Origin of the sequence: Chrysanthemum yellows phytoplasma (assembly GCF_000803325.1) — a bacterium.
Taxonomy (GTDB): domain Bacteria; phylum Bacillota_I; class Bacilli_A; order Acholeplasmatales; family Acholeplasmataceae; genus Phytoplasma; species Phytoplasma asteris.
The window spans coordinates 1-22,127 of sequence record NZ_JSWH01000081.1 but is presented as its reverse complement, the minus strand read 5'-3'; the positions used below and the strand labels follow the sequence as shown (position 1 = coordinate 22,127).

General features: G+C 33.9%; 16 protein-coding genes. All 16 read right to left on the bottom strand.

Features of this window, described 5'->3' with window-relative positions; genetic code table 11:
• Window positions 1–401 precede the first annotated feature (401 nt).
• Entirely contained in the window at window positions 402–1,586 is a 1,185-nt protein-coding gene (gene tuf, locus OL66_RS01245) for an elongation factor Tu (protein ID WP_011160639.1), read from the bottom strand.
• A 130-nt stretch (window positions 1,587–1,716) separates the two neighbouring features.
• The gene (fusA, locus tag OL66_RS01240) at window positions 1,717–3,783 is read right to left on the bottom strand and encodes an elongation factor G (protein ID WP_034172144.1); all 2,067 of its coding nucleotides are present in this window, start codon (window positions 3,781–3,783) and stop codon (window positions 1,717–1,719) included.
• 24 nt (window positions 3,784–3,807) lie between these two features.
• Window positions 3,808–4,278: a 30S ribosomal protein S7 gene (gene rpsG / locus OL66_RS01235; protein ID WP_034172143.1), complete on the bottom strand. Its 471-nt coding sequence runs from the start codon at window positions 4,276–4,278 to the stop codon at window positions 3,808–3,810.
• A gap of 88 nt (window positions 4,279–4,366) precedes the next feature.
• Window positions 4,367–4,786 carry a 30S ribosomal protein S12 gene (rpsL, locus tag OL66_RS01230; RefSeq protein WP_011160636.1) on the bottom strand — a complete coding sequence of 140 codons (420 nt, stop codon included), beginning with the start codon at window positions 4,784–4,786 and terminating at the stop codon, window positions 4,367–4,369.
• Between the two features lie 20 nt (window positions 4,787–4,806).
• Window positions 4,807–8,868 (bottom strand): DNA-directed RNA polymerase subunit beta', encoded by a 4,062-nt coding sequence (gene rpoC / locus OL66_RS01225; RefSeq protein WP_034172142.1) that lies wholly within the window; start codon window positions 8,866–8,868, stop codon window positions 4,807–4,809.
• A 2-nt stretch (window positions 8,869–8,870) separates the two neighbouring features.
• Complete coding sequence (locus OL66_RS01220) at window positions 8,871–12,692, bottom strand: DNA-directed RNA polymerase subunit beta (protein ID WP_034172141.1); 3,822 nt, start codon at window positions 12,690–12,692, stop codon at window positions 8,871–8,873.
• Between the two features lie 171 nt (window positions 12,693–12,863).
• Window positions 12,864–13,241, bottom strand: coding sequence for a 50S ribosomal protein L7/L12 (gene rplL, locus OL66_RS01215; protein WP_034172140.1), 378 nt, complete (start codon window positions 13,239–13,241; stop codon window positions 12,864–12,866).
• 44 nt (window positions 13,242–13,285) lie between these two features.
• Window positions 13,286–13,795, bottom strand: a complete 510-nt coding sequence (gene rplJ, locus OL66_RS01210; RefSeq protein WP_034172139.1) for a 50S ribosomal protein L10 — start codon at window positions 13,793–13,795, stop codon at window positions 13,286–13,288.
• A gap of 39 nt (window positions 13,796–13,834) precedes the next feature.
• Window positions 13,835–14,527, bottom strand: coding sequence for a 50S ribosomal protein L1 (rplA, locus tag OL66_RS01205; RefSeq protein WP_034172138.1), 693 nt, complete (start codon window positions 14,525–14,527; stop codon window positions 13,835–13,837).
• Between the two features lie 93 nt (window positions 14,528–14,620).
• Window positions 14,621–15,046, bottom strand: coding sequence for a 50S ribosomal protein L11 (rplK, locus tag OL66_RS01200; RefSeq protein ID WP_011160630.1), 426 nt, complete (start codon window positions 15,044–15,046; stop codon window positions 14,621–14,623).
• A 197-nt stretch (window positions 15,047–15,243) separates the two neighbouring features.
• A complete protein-coding gene (gene nusG, locus OL66_RS01195) occupies window positions 15,244–15,858 on the bottom strand; it encodes a transcription termination/antitermination protein NusG (protein ID WP_011160629.1) in 615 nt (204 codons plus the stop codon).
• A 1-nt stretch (window position 15,859) separates the two neighbouring features.
• The gene (gene secE, locus OL66_RS01190) at window positions 15,860–16,270 is read right to left on the bottom strand and encodes a preprotein translocase subunit SecE (RefSeq protein WP_034172137.1); all 411 of its coding nucleotides are present in this window, start codon (window positions 16,268–16,270) and stop codon (window positions 15,860–15,862) included.
• A 16-nt stretch (window positions 16,271–16,286) separates the two neighbouring features.
• The gene (rpmG, locus tag OL66_RS01185) at window positions 16,287–16,472 is read right to left on the bottom strand and encodes a 50S ribosomal protein L33 (protein ID WP_011160627.1); all 186 of its coding nucleotides are present in this window, start codon (window positions 16,470–16,472) and stop codon (window positions 16,287–16,289) included.
• Window positions 16,473–16,694: 222 nt separating this feature from the next.
• Window positions 16,695–17,402, bottom strand: coding sequence for a 23S rRNA (guanosine(2251)-2'-O)-methyltransferase RlmB (rlmB, locus tag OL66_RS01180; RefSeq protein WP_034172135.1), 708 nt, complete (start codon window positions 17,400–17,402; stop codon window positions 16,695–16,697).
• A gap of 5 nt (window positions 17,403–17,407) precedes the next feature.
• Window positions 17,408–19,855 carry an HAD-IC family P-type ATPase gene (locus tag OL66_RS01175; RefSeq protein WP_034172134.1) on the bottom strand — a complete coding sequence of 816 codons (2,448 nt, stop codon included), beginning with the start codon at window positions 19,853–19,855 and terminating at the stop codon, window positions 17,408–17,410.
• A gap of 84 nt (window positions 19,856–19,939) precedes the next feature.
• A complete protein-coding gene (locus tag OL66_RS01170; protein ID WP_034172145.1) occupies window positions 19,940–22,087 on the bottom strand; it encodes a polyribonucleotide nucleotidyltransferase in 2,148 nt (715 codons plus the stop codon).
• Window positions 22,088–22,127 lie beyond the last annotated feature (40 nt).

Genomic DNA, 22,127 nt, shown 5'->3' with positions numbered 1-22,127 from the left:
ATTATTTAAAAAAATATTTACATCTTTTTTAACTTGCTTAATAAACAAGCACATATATATTTTACCTTTTTTTAAAATTAATTGGAAGATATTTTGCTTTTTTATTGCAAAAAATGACAAAAAGTGGTGTTTTTTTGGTTAGTGTTGTGAAATTTGATAATAAATAGCGTTTTTTTGGCACACAACTAATTTTTTTATAAGTGTTTAAAATGTCATTATTGCCAAATTTGCATCTTTTAGTTGAGTTGGGTTAGATTTGTGGAGTTTTAAAAAGCGATAAAAAGGCAAAAGGGCAAAAAGGGGCAAAAAGGGGAAAAATACAAAATAAAAAATAGTTAAAAAAGATAAAAACCCACATTATGTGGGTTTTATTTATTAATAAGGTTGGGTATAATGAATTTTTAGTTAAGAAGTTTGGAAACTGATCCTGCACCAACTGTTTTTCCACCTTCACGAATAGAAAATTTAGTTCCTTCTTCGATAGCAATTGGGTTGTTAAGGGTAACTACTAATTCAGCGTTGTCACCTGGCATTACCATTTTAACATCACCTTGTAATTCAACTACTCCTGTAATATCTGTAGTACGGAAATAGAATTGAGGACGGTATTGAGAGAAAAAGGCAGTGTGACGTCCTCCTTCTTCTTTAGTTAAAACATAAACTTGAGCAACAAATTTAGAATGAGGCTTAACAGAACCTGGTTTAGCTAAAACTTGTCCACGTTGTACGTCTTCACGGTTAATTCCACGTAATAAAGCTCCAACGTTGTCTCCTGCTTGAGCAAAATCTAGGTCTTTTTTAAACATTTCTACTGCAGTTACAATAGTTTTTCTAGTTTCTTTAAGTCCTACGATTTCTACTTCATCACCAGCTTTTACTTGACCTCTTTCTACTCTACCAGTAACAACAGTTCCTCTACCAGTAATAGTGAAAACATCTTCTACAGGCATTAAGAAAGGTTTGTCAACTTCGCGCACCGGGTCTTCAATGTAGGTGTCTAGAGTTTCGATTAATTCGTTTACTTGAGCAACGTAATGAGCGTCACCTTCTAAAGCTTTTAATGCAGATCCTCTAATAACAGGAATGTCGTCTCCTGGGAAATCGTATTGAGATAATAATTCACGAACTTCCATTTCTACTAATTCTAAAATTTGTTCGTCTGGGGAAAGATCACATTTATTTAAGAAAACAACAATTTTTGGAACACCAACTTGGCGCGCTAATAAAATGTGTTCTCTAGTTTGAGGCATAACACTATCTGCACCAGAAACAACTAAAATAGCAGCATCCATTTGAGCAGCACCAGTAATCATGTTTTTAACATAATCGGCGTGTCCAGGACAGTCAACGTGAGCATAGTGACGTTTTTCTGTTTCATATTCTACGTGTGAAGTTTTAATAGTGATTCCACGTTCTCTTTCTTCAGGAGCATTATCAATTTGATCATAAGCTCTACTTTTAGCCAATCCACGAGTAGACAAAACTTGGGTAATAGCTGCTGTAAGAGTAGTTTTACCGTGGTCTACGTGTCCAATAGTACCTACATTTAAATGCGGTTTGTTTCGTATAAATTTTTCATTAGCCATTTTTCAAAGGCCTCCTTTTATTATGTTTTAAGGTTTGTTTTAATAAATATATTTACCATTTAAATTTTAACTTATTTTTGGCTTTTCACAACTATTTTGTTAATAAAAATGTTTTTTAGTGTAAGGTTGTCTAAGCTCGTTTTTTAATAATTTCTTCAGTGATGCTTTTAGGAGCTTTTTCATATTTAGCAAATTGCATAATAAAAGTAGCTCTTCCTTGAGTATTGGAACGCAAAACAGTAGCATATCCAAACATTTCAGAAAGGGGAACAAACGCTCTAATAGCAACAGCGTTGGCCCGTGATTCTTGGTTTTCTAATCTACCTCTTCTAGAAGTTAGATCACCAATAACATTTCCTACATAATCGTTGGGAGTAACTACTTCAACGTCCATAATAGGTTCTAAAATGACTGGGTTTCCTTTGGTTTTGGTTTCTTTTAATGCCATGGAAGCAGCAATTTTAAAAGCCATTTCGGAAGAATCGACATCATGGTAAGAGCCATCAAATAAAGTTGCTTTAACATCAATAATTTGATATCCAGCTAAAATACCACCAGCAAGAGCTTCTTGAATTCCTTTTTGAACTGCAGGAACGTATTCACGAGGAACTACACCACCTACAATTTTATTAACGAATTCAAAACCTTTTCCAGGATTTGGTTCAAAACGCATCCACACATGTCCGTATTGTCCACGACCACCTGATTGACGAATGAATTTTCCTTCTGTCTCAATTTCTTGGGTGATTGTTTCGCGGTATGCTACTTGAGGTTCTGTAACATTTGCTTGTACTTTGAATTCTCTTTTAAGACGTTCAATAATGATATCTAAATGAAGTTCACCCATTCCAGCAATAATAGTTTGCCCGGTTTCATGATTGGAAAAAACCTTAAATGTAGGGTCTTCTTCAGCTAATTTTGCAAGGGCAATCCCCATTTTATCTTGGTCAGCTTTAGTTTTTGGTTCTACTGCAATTTCAATTACTGGTTCTGGGAAATTCATTGATTCTAAGACGATGGTTTGTCCTTCTGATGCTAAAGTGTCTCCTGTAGTAGTTGCTTTTAATCCTACAACTGCTAAAATATCGCCTGTGTAGGCTTCTTTTACTTCTTCACGAGAATTAGCATGCATTTGTAATAAGCGTCCAAAACGTTCTTTGGTTCCTTTAGTAGTGTTAGTTACGTAAGAACCAGCTTTAACTGAACCTGAATAGATACGGAAAAAGGTTAATTTTCCTACATAAGGATCGGTCATCACTTTGAAAGCTAGAGCTATGAAGGGTTCTTCATCTAATCCGGTGCGCACAATTTCTTGGTTGTCAGAATCAAAACCAACAATAGCTGCAACATCACAAGGAGCAGGAAGGTAGTCAACAATAGCGTCTAACATTTTAACAACACCCTTATTTTTGAAAGAAGAACCGCAAAGAACTGGGAAAAAGGAAGCTTGTAAGGTTGCTTTTCTAATGGAATTTTTCAACATTTCAGAAGAGATTGGTTTTTCTTCTAAATAATACATCATTAATTCTTCGTCTAGGGTAGATAAAGTTTCTATTAATTCGTTTCTTTTAGTTTGGGTAATTGATTCTAAATCGCTAGGAATAGGAACTACTTTTCCTGTTTCTGGGGAAGTGTTATCATATTCAAAAGCATTCATTTCTACTAAATCAATGATACCATTAAAGTCATTTTCTGAGCCAATTGGCCATTGAATAGCGCTTGCATGAACTCCTAAGCGTTGTTTAAGGGTTTCAATTGCATAAGCAAAATCAGCGCCTACTTTATCCATTTTGTTAACAAAAATAACTCTTGGGACTTTATATTCACTAGCTTGGCGCCAAACAGTTTCAGTTTGTGGTTCTACTCCTGCCTGAGCATCAATAACTGTTACTGCTCCATCCAAAACTCTAAGAGAGCGCGAAACTTCCACCGTAAAATCAACGTGTCCGGGAGTGTCAATAATATTGATACGGTGGTCTTTCCAAAAAGCAGTAGTAGCAGCAGAGGTGATAGTGATTCCTCTTTCTTGTTCTTGTTCCATCCAATCCATCTGAGAAGCGCCATCATGGGTTTCTCCGATTTTATGAATTTTTCCGGTGTGGAACAAAATTCTTTCTGTAGTGGTGGTTTTTCCTGCATCAATATGAGCAATAATGCCAATATTACGAGTTTTTTCTAATGAAAACTGACGTGCCATCTTTTATTCTCCTATAAGTTACAATCACCAACGATAATGAGCAAAGGCTTTATTAGCTTCTGCCATGCGATGCGTTTCTTCTCTTTTTTTAACTAATACTCCGTTACCTAAAGAAGCATCTACTATTTCTTTGGCAAGTCTTTCTTCCATTGTTTTTTCATTACTTTCTTTAGTGTATTTAACAATCCATCTTAATCCTAAAGACTGGCGTCTTTCGGGACGAACTTCGGAAGGCACTTGGTAATTTTGACCACCCACACGACGCGTGCGCACTTCTAATACAGGCATAATATTGTTTAGGGCTTCATGAAAAACTTCAATAGGCTCGCGGTTAGTGATAGTTTTTACTTGTTTTAAAGCTTGATAAAAAATAGTTTGAGCTTTGCCTTTTTTGCCGTCTTCCATAATGATGTTAATGATTTTAGTAACTAATTTAGAATTGTAAACAGGATCTGGCTGTACATCTCTTTTTTTAATATGACCTTTACGGGACACAAAAATTCACCTACTTTCTTTATTTTATTTATTTTTTTGGGGATTTGTGATTTTTTTATTATTTATTTTTTATTCTTTGTAATTGTAATTATTTTTTTTCTTTAGGTAATTTAGAGCCGTACTTAGAACGCCCTTGTTTGCGGTTAGCAACACCAGTAGCATCTAGAGCACCACGAACGATATGATAACGCACACCAGGAAGGTCTTTTACGCGTCCGCCACGAACTAAAACAGAGCTATGTTCTTGTAAGGAGTGTCCCACGCCTGGAATGTAGGCAGTTACTTCAGAACCATTACTTAGGCGCACTCTTGCAAATTTACGTAAAGCTGAGTTTGGTTTTTTTGGAGTCATGGTAGTTACACGCAGACAAACACCCATTTTTTGAGGAGAACTGTAATGTTTAGCTTTTTTTTGCAAAACATTAAAACCGTAACTTAGAGCAGGTGCTTTAGTTTTGGAAGTTTTACTGCTACGACGTTTTTTGATTAATTGAGAAACAGTAGACATTTTTTATTTCCTTTCTTTTTTTAATTTTGGTTAGTTTTTTCAGCAAGTTCAGAAGTGGTTGCAGGTTCTTTTGGATATTTAAATAAAGTAGTTTCTAAAATACCTGTTCCTGCAGGAATTAAGCCACCAATAATAACATTTTCTTTAAGTCCGTAAAGATGGTCGGTTTTTCCTTTGATGGCAGCATCGATTAGAATTTTAGTAGTTTCTTGGAAAGATGCAGCTGACAGTAAAGAATCACTTCTTAAAGAAGAACGCGTAATTCCTAAAATAATGGGGCGCCCCACTGCTAAAAGTTTGTTTTCTTCTAACATTTTTAAATTAGCTTTTTTAAAGTTATTAATAGTAATTTCTGTGCCAGGTAAAAGTTGAGTATCACCTTCATCAATAATTAAAATTTGTTTAAACATTTGGTGAATAATAATTTCGATGTGTTTGTCGCTGATATAAACATTTTGGGCACGATAAACTTTTTGTACTTCTTCTAAGATGTATTTTTGAGCCTCTGTTGTGCCTGCCACTCTTAAAAGTTCTTTTAGATCAACCGAACCAGAAGTTAGTTTTTGACCGGGATAAACACTGTTGTTTTTGCTTACTAAAATATCGACATTAGGTTCCAAAATATAACGGTGCTCTGTGTCAGGGTCATTTTCTTCTGTGATTACAATTTCTGGATTTTGGGAACGGATTTTATCAATTTTTTTGATTTTTCCTTTTAATTCGCTGATTAGCGCTTTTCCTTTAGGTTTGCGTACTTCAAATAATTCTTCGATCCTTGGAAGACCTTGAGTAATATCTGAGGCAGAAGCAACTCCTCCAGTATGGAAAGTTCTCATAGTTAATTGAGTTCCTGGTTCCCCAATGGATTGAGCAGCAATAACACCAACAGCTTCGCCAATTTCTACTAATTTATTGGTAGCTAGATTGACGCCGTAGTCTTTGGCGCAAATACCATATTCACAATTACAAGTTAAAATGCTTCTAATAGGAACTTTTTTAATTTTGGCAGTAATAATTTCTTGGGCTTTGGACTCAGTAATTAATTCATTGCGCGCTATAATAAGGGCGTTGGTTTTGGGATGACAAATGTCGCAACTAGCAAAGCGTCCCATAATGCGTTGTTTGAGTGAAACAATTTCTTTGCCGTCGCTAATCATAGCTTCTACAACAAAACCGCGGTCACTATTGCAGTCTTCTTTGATAACAACAATATCTTGAGTTACGTCAACTAAACGACGCGTTAGATAACCTGACTCGGCTGTTTTGAGGGCAGTGTCAGTTGAACCTTTACGGGCTCCGTGAGTAGAGATGAAAAACTCAGAAACTTTCAGACCTTCTCGGAAAGAAGCTTTAACAGGGACTTCAATAATTTCACCTTTAGGGTTATTCATTAACCCTCTCATCCCTGCTAATTGAGTAAAGTTAGAAACACTACCACGTGCGCCACTTTCGCTCATCATAAAAATGTGGTTGTCTTGTTGAAATTCTTTCATTAAGCCTTCTTGAATTACATCACGAATATTTTTCCATTCGTTAATTACTAAACGACGACGTTCGGCATCTGTTAAAAAACCATCGTTGTACCAAGTCTCAATTTGAATATTGCGTGCTTCTACTTCTTGTAACAATTCTTGTTTATTGGAGTAAGTATTGATGTCTGCAAATGAAACTGTAATTCCTGCGATAGTAGAATACTTGAAACCTAAGTTTTTGATGTGATCTAACATTTTGGAAGTTTCTGTAATTTTCATTTGTTTGAAAAAACATGCAATAATCATAGATAGGAATTTTTTGTTAAAAGGTTTAGGGGTGGGAAGTTTTTTTAGGAATTGTTTGGGGTTGGTTCCTGGAGCTAAAAAATAAGCATCAGGGGTTTTGACATCCAAATTAAACTGAGTTGGTTCGTTAATGTAGGGGAAACTTGGAGGCAAAATGTCATTAAAAATTAATTTTCCTAAAGTAGTCATTAAATATTTTTGACGTTGTTCTTCGGTAAATGATAAATTAATTGCTTGTGGTTTGATAAAAATTCTTGTGTGAAGGTGGATTTCTTTATTTTGATAAGCGGTTTTGGCTTCGTTGATGTCAGCAAAAAAAGCTCCTTCATTGCGATGTTTGTATTGGTGTTCTGCAGTTCTTTGGGCAGCATCATAGCTGTTTATAGTGCGATCTTTTTTTTCTTCAATGGTTAAATAGTAGTTTCCTAAAACCATATCTTGGGAAGGTGTTACTACTGGATTACCATTTTTAGGGTCTAAAATGTTGTTCGAAACAAGCATCAATAAGCGTGCTTCGGCTTGGGCTTCTAAAGAAAGAGGGACATAAATTGCCATCTGGTCGCCATCAAAATCGGCATTAAAGGCAGGCGTAACTAAAGGGTGGAGGCGAATGGCTTTACCGTCAATTAATTTAGGATCAAAAGCTTGAATTCCTAAACGGTGTAGTGTTGGGGCGCGGTTTAAAAGGACCGGGTGTTCTTTGACTACTTCTTCTAAGGCGTTCCAAACTTCTTCATTCATTTTTTCATAAATGGTGTTGGCGTTTTTTTTGTCAATTCCTTTGGTTTCTTGTAGTTTTTTCAAAATGAAAGGTTTGAACAAAATAATTGCCATTTCACGAGGCACACCGCATTGGTGCATTTCTAAATCAGGACCTACAATAATTACGGATCGTCCCGAATAATCCACTCTTTTACCTAAAAGATTTTGACGGAAACGCCCTTGTTTACCGCGTAGCATTTCGGATAAAGATTTAAGCGGGCGATTTTTTTCGACGTTGTTAACGTTTTTTTTGCTAGTTTTGGCATTATCAAATAAAGCATCAACTGCTTCTTGTAGCATTCTTTTTTCATTTTTAATGATTAAACGAGGAGCTTTTTGGAGCATTTGTTTTTTTAAACGATTGTTGCGATTAAGGATGCGGCGGTAAAGATCGTTGACTTCAGTAGTGGCAAAACGACCACCATCTAAAGGAACCATCGGTCTTAATCCCGGAGGCAATACAGGAATAACATCCATTACCATCCATTCAGGTTTGTTGTCTGATTGATGAAAAGATTCGATGATTTCTAGTCTTTTAATAATGCTTTCTCTTTTTTGTTTGGAATTTTCCGATAAAGATTTGCGAAGGACTTTGATAGTTTTTTCTAAATTGAGATTTTCTAGTAATTTTTTAACCGCTTCGGCACCTGTTAAAGCTACAAAAGCGTTTCCAAATTCATAAAGAGCTTCACTGTATTGGGTTTCTGTAATAATTTCTTTAGGTTTGAATTCGGTTTTTCCAGGATCAATTACAACGTAAGAAACATAATAAACTATTTCTTCTAATTGTTTAGTTTTGATGTTTAAAAGAATAGCTAAACGGCTGGGAGAAGAGTTAAGGTACCAAGTGTGGACGATGGGGGTTTGTAATTCGATGTGTCCCATTCTTTCACGACGCACTTTGGTTTCGGTAAATTCAACTCCACATTTGTTACAAAATTGACTTTTGATGCTGACTTGTTTTTTAGAACAAGCACATTGGAAATCAACTACTGGACCAAAAATCTTTTGACAAAATAATCCTGATATCTCTGGTTTATAGGTGCGATAGTTAATTGTTTCGTAGCTAGTAACCTCACCATAAGACCACTGTCTGATTTCTTCAGGAGCAGCTAGACGGATTTTAAAATAATCATAATCTCTACTACCGTATTCTTTGTCAGATGAAATAGAAGGGAAGTGGTTGTATAACTTAAATAGGTCGTTTAATTTTTGAAAAGCAAGGGGATTGGTTTCAAATGCTTTTGTAAGGACAGCCATTTTAGTTTGTAAAAGATCTTGAAAATCTTCCATTCCTAGTTCAGTAAGAATGTTAATAACGGCTTCACTCAAATCTAGATTTTGTAAATTGCGAGGTAGGGCGAAGTTTTTGAGGATAGGTAAAACTTCTAAAAAAGCTTCTTGCAGTAAAAGCCTTAACTCTTCTAAAGTAAAAGTGTTAAAATCTTCCAAAGTATTGATTCCAGAAAGTTTTAATTTTTCTAAAACTGGAGATGAAAGATTTAAAGTTTCTACTGAAGTAAATAATCTGTTATCACTCATCTTTAATTATAACCTTCCTTTTTGTAATCAATTAAGGATTTATTAACTTCATTTTCTTTAGTATCGGTTTTGATTAGTTCTACATACAATCCTAAAGATTGTAATTCTTTAATGAAAACTCGGAAACTTTCAGGAATGCTTGGTTTAGGCAGTGGAGTTCCTTGCACGATGGCACTGTAAGTTTTGTTTCTACCTACAATATCATCACTTTTAACTGTTAAAATTTCTTGTAAGGTATGAGCAGCTCCATAAGCATAAAGCGCCCATACTTCCATTTCACCGAAGCGTTGTCCACCGTTTTGGACTTTTCCTCCCATAGGTTGTTGGGTCACTAAAGTGTATGGTCCTACGTTTCTGGCATGGAGTTTGTCATCTACCATGTGAGATAATTTAACCATATACATAACTCCTACAGAAATACGACTGTCATAAGGTTCGCCGGTGCGTCCGTCATATAAAACCATTTTGCCATCAGGATCTAAATTGGCTTCTTTCATGATTTCTTTAAGGTCGTAGTCATTAACGCCGTCAAAAACAGGAGTTGCCACTTTGATGCCTAATTTTTTGGCAGCCATTCCTAAATGGATTTCTAAAATTTGTCCAATGTTCATCCTACTAGGAACTCCTAAAGGATTTAACATGATATCAATTGGGGTGCCGTCTGCCATATAAGGAAGGTCTTCTTTAGGTAAGATGCGAGAAATTACACCTTTGTTTCCGTGGCGTCCTGCCATTTTGTCGCCTTCGTTGATTTTACGTTTTTTAGCGATGAAAACACGGATGTTTTCGTTGACACCAGCAGGAAGAACATCACCGTTTTTTCTGGAGAAATAATGAACACTTTGAACGATCCCCCCTTCACCAAAAGGAACCCTTAAAGAAGAGTCTTTGTATTCGCGGGCTTTTTCACCAATTACAATTTGAATTAATTTTTCAGAAGGAGAAGGTTCAATGTTTCCTTGAGGAGTTATTTTACCTACTAAAATATCTCCTTCTTTAACTTCGGAACCAGGAATAATAATTCCTCTTTCGTCAAGGTTTTTAATAGCATCAACGCCCACGTTGGGAACTTCTCTAGTGATTTCTTCTTGACCGCTACCTTTTTTTAATTCTCTAGTTTGAACTTCGTATTTATCAATGTGGATGGAAGTGTAGACATCGTGTTTGACTAATTCTTCTGACATAATGATGGCATCTTCATAGTTATAACCTTCCCAAGTCATAAAAGCCACTGTAACATTTCTGCCAAGTGCTAATTCGCCTTGAGATGTAGAAGGTCCACTTACTAAAATATCGCCTTCATTGATTTGTTCTCCCAAAACTACAATCGGTTTTTGCAATACTAAAGTGTCTTGGTTGGATTTGGCAAAATTGATGAGGGTGTATTCGGCTTGGTGTTCTTTGTAGTTGTTCTCGTATAAAGCCTTGGCTTGGGCGTAGGTAAATTCTTGGGTAGTATCGTAAAGGGTTTTGCCATTTAATGAAACATTTTGGTTGGGTTTTTTAGTGATAATTATTTTTTGAGCATCAACATAAGTAACAAATCCTGATTCGCGGGCAATAATTAAGCAACCTGAGTCTTTGGCAGCGCGATATTCAACACCTGTTCCTACAATAGGAGATTCAGGGATTAATAAAGGGACTGCTTGACGTTGCATGTTGGCTCCCATTAAAGCTCTGGAAGCGTCGTTGTGTTCTAAAAAGGGGATCGAAGAAGTTGCAACAGAGACAATTTGTTTAGGAGAAACGTCAGCATATGTTATTTGGCTTCTTTCAAAAATGCCTGTTTCACCGTTGCTACGAGCAATTATTTTTTTGTCTTTAAAAGCATTATTGGCATCCAAAACAAACCCAGCTGAGGCAATAATTTCTTCTTTTTCTTGGTCAGCTGTTAAATAATCTATGTGGCGCGAAAGGGTAGTTTTCCCGTCTTGGTGCAAAACCTTAAAGAAAGGAGTTTGGATAAAACCGTACTTATTGACTTTGGCATAAGTGGAAAGGGATGTGATAAGTCCGATGGAAGGTCCTTCAGGAGTTTCAATGGGGCATAATCTGCCGTAGTGGGAATTGTGCACGTCGCGCACTTCAATGCCTGCACGATCACGATTAATTCCTCCGATACCTAAAGCTGATACCCTTCTTTTTTGGGTTAATTCTGCTAAAGGATTGATTTGATCCATGAATTGCGATAAGCGTGAACTTGTGAAAAAAGTTTTGATTACACTCATTAAAAAAGTAAAATTAACTAGGTCGCCTGGACCGTTAACTTCGCTGAATTTGCTAGTGGAAATCATATCTTTGATATTTTTTTCAGCTCTGGTAAGACCAATTCGGAATTGGTTTTTTAACAATTCTCCAATTAATCTTAAACGACGATTCCCTAAATGATCAATATCATCAACAGTGCCTACGTTTTCATAAAGATTCAAATAATAATTAATACTTGCAATAACATCTGATAAAGTGATGTGTTTTTTGGTTTCTCTTTGGTCGTTTCCAATAAGTTTGACTTTGTGATATAGCTTGCCTGATTCGTCTTTTGAAGTATAGACTTCTAAAATTTCGTTAAAAACTCCTTGACGGTCTGCTTCTTTTTGATAAATATCTTTAGTTCCTAAGAAAAATTTAGATACTTTTTCATCAAGAGTGTGAATATTGTGTCTTAAATGATTGATAATATCGTCGTTAACTAAAGTATCTTTAGCTACTAAAACTTCACCAGTGCGAGAGTTGATGATGTTAGTTTTGGTGAATAATTCGTTTTTTTGGGGGTCTTTTTTATATGCTAAAATCTCTTCATCAGTTTCGTTTTCTAAATTATGTTTAGCGTCGAAGATTTCTTGGAGCAAAAAATGACGATTTTGTTTCAGGATTGCAATTTTTTCTTTGGTTAAAAGTTCGTCTTGTGCAATTATTATTTCTTGAGTTTCGGGATTGACAAAATCACAAGCTAAATAAGTGTTTTCAGCTCGGGTAAGAACGTCTAGTTTTTTGTTAAATTTGTATCTTCCCACTTTAGCCAGGTCGTATTTTTTTTGATCAAAAAGTCTTGTTCTGATAAAATCTCTAGCAGTGTCGACAGGAACTTTTTCGCCTTGACGGATTTTAGAATACAGTTCTGCCAAAGCATTGTCTGAGTCCATATCAGTTTCTTTATCAAAAACAGAATCAATGATAGCGCTTTTGCCAAAGACATTTTCGATTGCTTCTTTGCTGTCAAAACCTAGAGCATAAATAAAATTAGACAAGGGGATTTTTTTGGAACGATCTAGTTTGGCATACAAAATTTCTTTAGAGCCTTCTTCGTATTCAATCCAAGCACCACGTGAAGGAATTACTTGTCCAGAATAAGTGGTTCTGTTGAGTTTGCTGTCAAAATTACCTGCAAAATACACACTAGCGGAACGTACAATTTGAGAAACTACTACTCTTTCAGTGCCGTTGATAACAAAAGTCCCAGTGGGAGTCATTAGAGGCAATTCAGTAAGTAAAATATTGCTTTGTTTAGTTTCGCCAGTTAAAACATTTTCTAAAGTAGTTTTGACAAATAATTGGGCAACATAACTTATATCTTTAATTTTAGTTTCTTCAATGCTATATTTTGGGGGTGCTAAAAAATAATCATCAAAGTGAATTTTTAAATCCCCATTATAACTTTCAATAGGACAAAAATCCTGCAACAATTCTTTAATACCGTGTTTTAAAAACCAATCAAAAGATTGGTTTTGAATTTCAATTAAATTGGGCAAATCAACATCATAAATTGTTTTAGAATAATTACGACGTTGTGCTTTTTTGCCATATTTGACATTATGATAACCCATCTTATGCTCCTATAAATTATTAATTGGTAGTTTGTTTTGCCAAAATCTTTATTTTTAATTGTGTCTTTGCGATTTTTGGGATTTGGGGGGTTGGGTTATAAAAATAAAAACAATTCAAGACTAAAAAACCTGAGAAAACTCAGGTTTTTATATTACTTACAAGATAATAATTTATTGAAGTTCAACAACAGCTCCAGCTTGTTCTAACTTGTTTTTGATATCTTCTGCTAAAGCTTTGGAAACATTTTCTTTTACTTTAGAGTCAGGAACTTTAACAAAATTAGCAGCATCTAGCAAGCCTAATCCTGTTACTTCGCGCACTGTTTTGATAACAGCAAGTTTCTTTTTTTCATCAAAACTTTTCATAACTACTGTGAATTCGGTTTTTTCTTCTACTTCAGCTGAATTATTTGCTCCAGGAGCTGCAACTGCTAAAGCAGTTGGGTCAATTCCAAACTCTTCTTTCAAACCATCTAATAATTCTTTAATCTCTAATAAAGACATTTCTTTTAAAGCCGATACAAAAGCTTCTTTCGTTAACTTAGCCATGTCAATCTCCTTTGTTATAATCTTTTCATTCATAAATTAATTGTTTATTGTTGGGGGTTTTCTTGTTCTTTGGTTTGTACTAACATATTTAGACCAATTGCTAAATGTTGCAAAGGTGCAAACATTGAAGCAGCTAAAAGCGCTAACATTTGTTCTTTTGAAGGCAAAGTAGCTAAGGTTTTTATTTCTTGCAAGGAGACAATTTTTTGTTCCACGATGCCAGAAACTATTTTAACTGCTTTATTTTTTTTAGCAAAATTATAAATCGTTTTGATTGGTTCTAATAATTCTTGGGGACTAATAATTAAAGCTTTTGCTCCTTTTAAAAAGGTAACTAAATCATCTTGTTTGGCGTTGGTAACAGCTCTTTGCATGATGTTTTTGGGATATACTTTTACTTCACAACTAGTTTTTTTTAACTCACGACGCAGTTGCATAAAAGAGCTTACCGGTAAGCTTGCATATTCAAAAACAATAACTGTTTTGGCAGTGCTAATTTTTTCTTGCAAAACAGCAACTGAATCTATTTTTTTGGCTAACTGAGGTTTTATCATGATTATGCCCTTTTCCTTCCTTCAAAATTTTGATCTTGATTATTGTGAAATTGTAACAGGGTCAATTTTAATACCTGGTGCCATCGTAGTTGAAATAGTAACACTTTTAATGTAAGTACCTTTCACTGTACGAGGTTTAACAGCCATTAATTGAAGATATAAAGTTTTTAAGTTTTCTAGTAATTTTGTCTCATCAAAAGAAACCTTACCTAATATGGCGTGAATATTCCCGCTTTTGTCTAGGCGGTATTCAATTTTACCATTTTTAATTTCTTTGACTGCTTGTAAAACATCATTTGTTACAGTACCTGTTTTAGGATTAGGCATTAGTCCTTTGGGTCCTAAAAGACGCCCTAATTTACTTAATTGCGGCATCATTTCGGGAGTAGCAACTAAGACATCAAAATCAAACCAGTTTTTGGCAATTTTATCAATTAAATCTTGGTCGCCTACGTAATCTGCTTGGGCTTCTTGTGCTTGTTTAGCTTGTTCTCCTTTAGCAAGAACTGCTACTTTTAAGACTTTACCAGTGCCATGTGGTAAAACTAAGGCTCCTCTTAAATTTTGATCAACTTTTTTAGGATCTAAATTTAGATGAAAAGCACATTCTACCGCAGCATCAAATTTAGCAACTTGAGTTTGTTTAGCTAAGCTAATAGCTTCTTGAAGCGGATATGTTTTTTTAACATCAAACATTTGTAATGATGCTAAATATTTTTTGCCTCGTTTCATCGCAGTAATTCCTTTCTCAAAACAACTTGACATTTTTTAGAAATTTTTTTAATTTGAAATTTGAATAATTGGGGTAAAAACTATTTTAATATTTTAATCTTTTACTAAAATTCCCATATTACGAGCTGTTCCTTCAATGATTTTGCAAGCTTTTTCAACGCAATAAGCATTTAGGTCTGGAAGCTTTAAATTGGCGATTTCTTCTACTTGTTTGTGGGTGATAGTAGCTACTTTGGTTTGACTTGCATTAGCAGAACCAGATTCAATTTTAGCAGCTTTTTTTAAAAGATCGCTTGCTGGAGGAGTTTTAGTTACAAAAGTAAATGTTCTGTCCTCATAAACAGAAATGATAACAGGGATAACGAAACCCATTTGATCTTTAGTTGTTTCGTTAAATTGGGAACAAAAAGAAGGAATATTAACTTGGGCTTGCCCTAAAGCAGGTCCTACTGGAGGAGCTGGATTAGCTTTTCCTGCAGGAATTTGTAATTTTACCGTTTTAACAACTTTTTTAGCCATAAAAAACCTTTCTTTGGAACGGGGACTTAAAATAAAAAACTTGATAATTTGAGTTGTTTATTCTTTGTTTGTGTTTCATTAAATTTGGAATATTGTTGATATTGTCACATAAAAAAATATGATAAAATTTTTTAGACAACTTATTTTAACATAAATTTTAAATATTTGATAAAAAAATGTTAGAAATTATGAAAAAATTAAGATATTTCTTTGAAGTCGTTGAAAGAAATTTCTACTGGAGTTGCTCTACCAAACAAATCTACTTCCACTGTCATTTTTTCACGGTCGTCATCAATACTTGATACTTGCCCTATTTGACCCGAAAAAGAACCAGAAATAATTTCTACTTTTTTGCCGATAAAATTTTTATAATCGGGTTTATTGATGATGCCCATTTTTAATAAAACAGGATTGATTTCGTTTTCAGATAAAGGAACTGGTTTAGAACCCATCCCGCTGGAACCTAAAAAACCAGTAATTCGCGGAGTGTTTCTGACAACAAACCAAGATCGGTCAGTAATCATCATTTGAATAAAAACGTACCCGGGGTACATTTTACGCTCTTTTTTAACCTTTTTTCCATCCAAACGAGTTTCATAATATTCTTCTTTGGGAGACAAAACATTAGATACTAAATCACCTATGCCAATGCTTTCGACTCTTCTTAACAAATCGTCTTTTACAACATTTTCATAACCTGAATAAGTTTGAGCAATATACCATTTAAGGTGACATGTATTTTGGGAGTCTTTTTCTTGATCTTGTTGTTCTTGCGCTTGTGTCTCTTTTATTTGTTTTTCTGTTTTATTCATTTTATTTGCTCAACAAATTTTTGATTTTGACACAAAATTGGGTTAATTTGCCAATAACATAAGAATCTATGGCATGAACAAAAAGGATTAAGAACAATGTGAAAAAAATAACTTGTAATGTTTTAAACAAAATTTGTTTTAAGGAAGGCCAACTAATGTTAAAAATTTGCAAAAATGCATCTTTGAAAAAAGCAAATGAACCTATCGCAAAAATAAAAACACTCAAAAGAACTAAAGCACAAGGCAATGACCAATGCATAGTTTCAAACTGTTTTTGTTGCCATAATTGCCCACAAAGAGCAAGAGACAAAATAGAAGTGGTAATTAGTAAAATATTGAGCCAACTATATTCTCTTTTGATTACTTCTAATAACTGATTTGGTTTGTTTTCGCTTACTATTTTAATTCCCATAAAGTTAAAAACTCCTTTACTTAGTTTCTTGATGCAAAGTGTGTTTGTTGCAATAAGAGCAATATTTTTTTAAAGTTAAACGTTTTGAGTTTTGATTGGCTCGTGGTTTGGTGTTGTAATTGCGGTTTAGACACAAAACACAAACTAAAATATTTTTTTTCAAAAAAATAGCTCCTTTTATGTTAGAAAGTTGAAAAAACATTAATTTATTTTCAAAACATCTTTTTTTATTATATCATAAATCAGTGTTTTTGTGCAAAAAATAAAATATAAAAATTGCTTTGTGCAAAAAAATATCCCGGGAAGAAAATATTTGGAATGTTGGATGAAAGATGGTAAGAAAACTAACAGTAACCCAAATTAGATAAATGATTAGCTGCTTAAAAAAGCTAGTGATTAGTTTGTTTTTTGGAGGAGGCAAGGGTTAATTATCGCCAAAAATAAAAGTGGAGTAGATCATTAATGCAGCAGCAACACTTACATTTAAAGAATTGATTTTTCCATACATAGGAATTTTAACCAACAAATCACATTGCTGTTTTAATAAATGTCTAATGCCTATTCCTTCGTTGCCAACAATAATAGCCAAAGAAATGTTTTTAGGGATTTGGTGAAAAGATTGGGAAGAATTGATATCGGTACCAACGATTAAAACTTGATTTTTTTTTAGTTTTAAAATGGTTTGATGCAAATTAGTAACTAAAAAAACTTTAGTGTATTCCAAGGCACCACAAGAAATTTTGGCAACTGTGGAATTGAGTGGGACTTGATGTTTTTTACTCATAATAACACCATCCAAAGCACAAGCTTCAACAGTTCTTAAAATGGCTCCTAAGTTATGAGGGTCATTAATGGCGTCTAAAATTAAGAATTTTTGGAATTTGGCAGAATCTAAATAAGTGTCTAAGTCGTAAAAAGTGTAGTCACAAACATTGGCAGCGACTCCTTGATGGTTTTTTTGTTTGGTTAGATCATATAAAAACTTTTTGTCAACTAATTGATAAGCAATATTGTGTTTTTGCAAAAACATTATAAAAAGATGGTCTTTAATTTTTTCATCTAAATATAGTTGATAAATTTTTCTCTGCGCTTTAATTGCTTCTTTGATGGGGTTTTTTCCGTAAATAATCATATTAATTATTTGTTTTCTTTCGATTTTGTAGTTTTTGTTGGATGGGGTTTTTGGGAGATTTGGGTTATGACAAGGGATAAAATGATGATTAAAACTAATAAAACTTTTTCAAGTTTATCGAATTGAGACATTTCTTCAAAAACATCCAAAATAAATGAAGCTGTCATAAATCCCATTAACATTGCTACAAATAAAAGTAATTTAGCTAGATTTAAAGGTTTAGAAATTCTAAATAAAACAGTAAATAAAATGAAGATGGAAAGCAAAATGACAAAATTAGAAACTGTTTCTAATTGTTTGAAATCGGGAGTTTGGGTTGATACAAAACCAATTCGCACACCAAAAGTTAAGACATAACTAATAAAAGCTAGACTTGCATAGGGAAAGGCTTTTTTGAGATTATTAAGTAAAAAGTTTTTGCTGATAATTTCGTTGTTTTTTTCAAAAGATAAAAAAAGCGAAGGAATGCCAATTGACCAATAATCCATGACAAATTGTAATTTCAAAGGTGATAATGGATAGTAGCAAGGACGCCTTAAAAAATTAAATAAAATAACAGCAACTGCAAGCATAAAAGCAATAATAGTTTTGGTAAAAAACAAAATAGAGATTTTATCTAAATTGTTAATAATTCTTCTGCCTTCAAAAACTACTTTAGGCATGGAAGAAAAATTAGAATCCAACAAAACTAAATTAGCAATATTACAAGTAGCTTGGCTGCCTGATGCCATCGCAATGGAAAGATCGGCTTCTTTTAGGGCTAAAATATCGTTTACACCATCGCCTGTCATGGCAACTTTTTGTCCTGCTTGTTTAAAAGTTTGGATTAAGATTTTTTTTTGTTGGGGCGAAGTTCTTCCAAAAACATTATATTTATTAGCTATTTGGATAACTTCTTGGTCAGAAAGTCCTTCTAAACTGATGGTTTTATAAGCATCAATAATACCTACTCTTTGAGCTATTTGAGAAACTGCCACATGATTATCACCAGAAATTACTTTAACACAAACGCCATTTTTCTGGAAAAAATCAATGGTAGTAACTGCGTCTTTTTTAATAGTATCTTTGATGATAATTAAAGCTAAAGGAATGCATGGGATGTCGTGTAATTTTTGGTTTTTACAAGTTATTTGAGAAATACAAGGCTCAGGGCTTTTGGCTAATAAAAGCACTCGATAACCTGATTTAGTGTAAGTTTCAAAATCTTTTTGAATAAGGTGAAAATTGTTTTTTAAAATGAATTCAGGAGCCCCCAAAAAAATGGTTCCTAAATTGTTAAATTCAACTGCACTATATTTTCTTGTGCTGGACAAAGGAAGATTTTGGGAGGGTTGATAAGGAGTTGAAGTAGGAAAAGTATTGGGGCTAAATTTGTTTATTAAAGCATTATAAGTACTATTAGAAGTGGGGCAAGCAGATAAAAAAGAGTTCATTAATTTAGTAAAATCAAGTTCTTTAGGGTGATAAGGAATGACTTTTTTAACTTGCATAGTGCCATCAGTAATAGTTCCTGTTTTGTCGAGGCATAAAGTGTTTATTTGAGCTAACATTTCGATTCCAAATAGATTTTGGGCATAAGTTTTTTGTTTTGCTAAACGTACAAAACCTACTGCCAAAGAAATGTTAGTCAGCAAAAAAAGTCCCAAAGGAAGCATTGCTATCATCATGCCACACAAACCTAGTAAGGAATTTTGCCTGAAACCTGATATTTTATTATTTTCTTTATTAAAAGCAAAAAAAGCTAAAATAATAGAAAAAAGTGTGACGAAAATAATGATTGTTTTGATTAACGAAGATAAGTTTTGCATTAAAGGAGTGGTCGGTTTTTTGTATTTTTTAGCTTCTTGGAAAACTTTTTCAATATACATATCACTTCCTACAGCTACAATTTCGGCATAACTTTGACCTGATACCACGTAGCTACCAGAGTATAAAAAATCATTTTCTTTTTTGATAACTAATTTAGATTCACCAGTTAAAAGTGATTCGTTAACTTCTAAAACACCCGATTTTACCTTGGCATCAGCTGCAATTTGTTCTCCTGCTTCCAAAAATAAAAGATCTCCCAAAACTAAATCAGAAGAAAAAACCTTTTCTTTTTGACTATTTCTTATTACTTGAGAATGGTTTTTTATCAACAAAGATACTTTGTCAAGAGTTATTTTAGCTTTAATTTCTTGAATAAAACTAATAAAAACATTGGTTAAAGAAACTACTAAAAAAAATAAATGTTCATATTGTTCTATGAAAATAATGATTAATGCTACAATTAAAATCAACAAATTAAGATAATTAAATAAATTACTAAATAAGATATCTTTAATACTTTTAGAATTTTTATAGTTAGAAACATTAACTTGACCCGCAGTTTTTTTTTGTTCTACTTGCTTGTTAGTTAGTCCTGTAAAGTTTTGTTTTGTTGCGATATTGGGATTATTTAAAGATTCATTCATGCACAACCACCACACTTTTCTTAAATGATATCGGTATTTTTTTTATAAATTAATGGGTATTGGTAATAATTTTTGAAAGCCAAACTAAGAGTTTTTTTCTTGTGTATTTTTGGGCAAAAGCAAAAAATCAATTCTTCCGCGGTCGTTGATTTTGGTGCATTTAACCGAAACTGTTTCACCTATTTTTAAAACATCGGTGATTTTTTCAAATTTCATTTGATTAACGTGGATAAGTCCTTCGATTCCTGGACAAACTTGTGCCACAGCTCCAATTATTTTTCCTTGTTTGTCACTTAAAAAACGCAAAATAGAGGCTTGATAACAAGTGCCTATTTGAATTTCTTGGATTAAACTTTCAATAAAAGCGACTGTTTTTTTGACTGTTTCTAAGTTGGAATGCATTAAAAAAACGCGTCCGTCTTGTTCAATATCGATTTTTACACCATCATGAGATTCAATAATTTGATTGATGATTTTGCCACCACTTCCAATAATATCACGAATTTTTTCTGGTTTAATTTGCATCATACAAACTTTAGGGGCGTACTTCGAAACTTCTAAACGAGGTTGATAAATTGTTTGGCTCATGTGTTCTAAAATATGAAGACGTCCTTTTTTGGCTTGCAAAAAAGCTTCTTGCAAAATTTTAAAAGGGATTCCTTGAATTTTAAGATCCATTTGTAAAGCAGTAATTCCTTTATTGGTGCCTGCGATTTTTAAATCCATGTCTCCAACGTGGTCTTCTAAACCTTGGATATCGCTTAAAATAACGTATTTATTCGTTGCTTGGTCAAAAACTAATCCTACTGACATTCCTGCAACTGCTTTTTTTAAAGGAACTCCTGATGCCATTAATGCCAAAGAAGAAGCACAAACAGTGGCTTGAGAAGAAGAGCCGTTAGATTCTAGAATTTCAGAAACTACTCTAATAGTGTAGGGGAAGTCTTTTTCTTCGGGCAAAACTTGAGATATGGCTTTTTCGGCAAGAGTGCCGTGTCCGATTTCTCGTCTACTAGGGGCAGTATAACGACCAACTGCACCAACTGAAAAAGGAGGAAAGTTGTAATGAAGCATAAAACGTTTATTTTGTTCGTCGCTTAGACCGTCAATAATTTTGCTTTCTGATAAACATCCTAAGGTCACTGCAGCAAGGCTTTGGGTTTGTCCTCTAGTAAACAAAGCAGAACCATGAGCGCGGGGCAACAAATCAATTTGAGATTCAAGAGTTCTTATTTCTTCTAATCCTCTTTTATCTGGTCTTATTTTTTCTTGCAAAATTAAAGAACGTGTTTCTTGTTTGGATAATTTTTGAAATAGGGTTTCTGTTGTTTGTAAATGTTTTTTGTGGGCTTCGTAATCAAAAACAGTGGTAGTATCAATAGTTTTGAAAAAAGGAGTTTGTTTGGCTTGATATAGGATTTGTTCTTTTAATTGCTGTAAATCGTTTTTGCTGTTGCAACTTAAAATAGCTTGTTTAACTTGGGATTGGTGTTTGGCAAAAAAGGCTTGTTGTTGGGTTTGTTCGGTTTGGTGCAAGGTGTTTGTTATTTTAGCAGGTGCAAATTGTTGCTTGATATTTTCTTGAAATAAGCACAGTTTTTTAATATATTGGTGAGCAAAATTAATGGCTTCTAAAAAGTCTTGTTCGCTAACTTCATTGGCGTGTGCTTCTATCATAGTAACGTTGTGTTTGGTACCTGCAACCATCAAATGTAGAGTAGAATTGGCAAGTTGTTGCAAAGTGGGATTGATGATAAACTTGTCGTTGATTTTTCCTACATAAACTCCAGAAATAGCTTCAAAAAAGGGGATTTCAGAAATCAATAGAGAAAGAGAGCTTCCAAGCATGGAGGCAAGCTCGCTTTTAAAATCAGGGTCTAGGCTTAAAACTGTATTAATTACTTGCACTTCTTGTTGAAAATAATCAGGGAATAGGGGGCGTAAAGAACGGTCGATGAGGCGTGAAGTGAGGATTTCGTGATCGTTGGAACGTCCTTCTCGGCGTAAAAAACTGCCAGGAATTTTTCCAGCAGCATATAATTTTTCTTGATAAATAACAGTAAGAGGTAAAAAATCAAGATTATTGGGTTTGCGACTAAAAACAGTAGTTGTAAGAACCACTGTATCTTGGTAGCGTACTAAAATGGAAGCATCAACGTTTCTGGCGTAAGTTCCTATTTCGACTTGAAAAGAATCTTTTAAATTAGTAGTTTCAAAAACTTTTTTTAACACTTGAGATACTCCTTTAAGTAACTGGGTTGGGGTTGGGGGA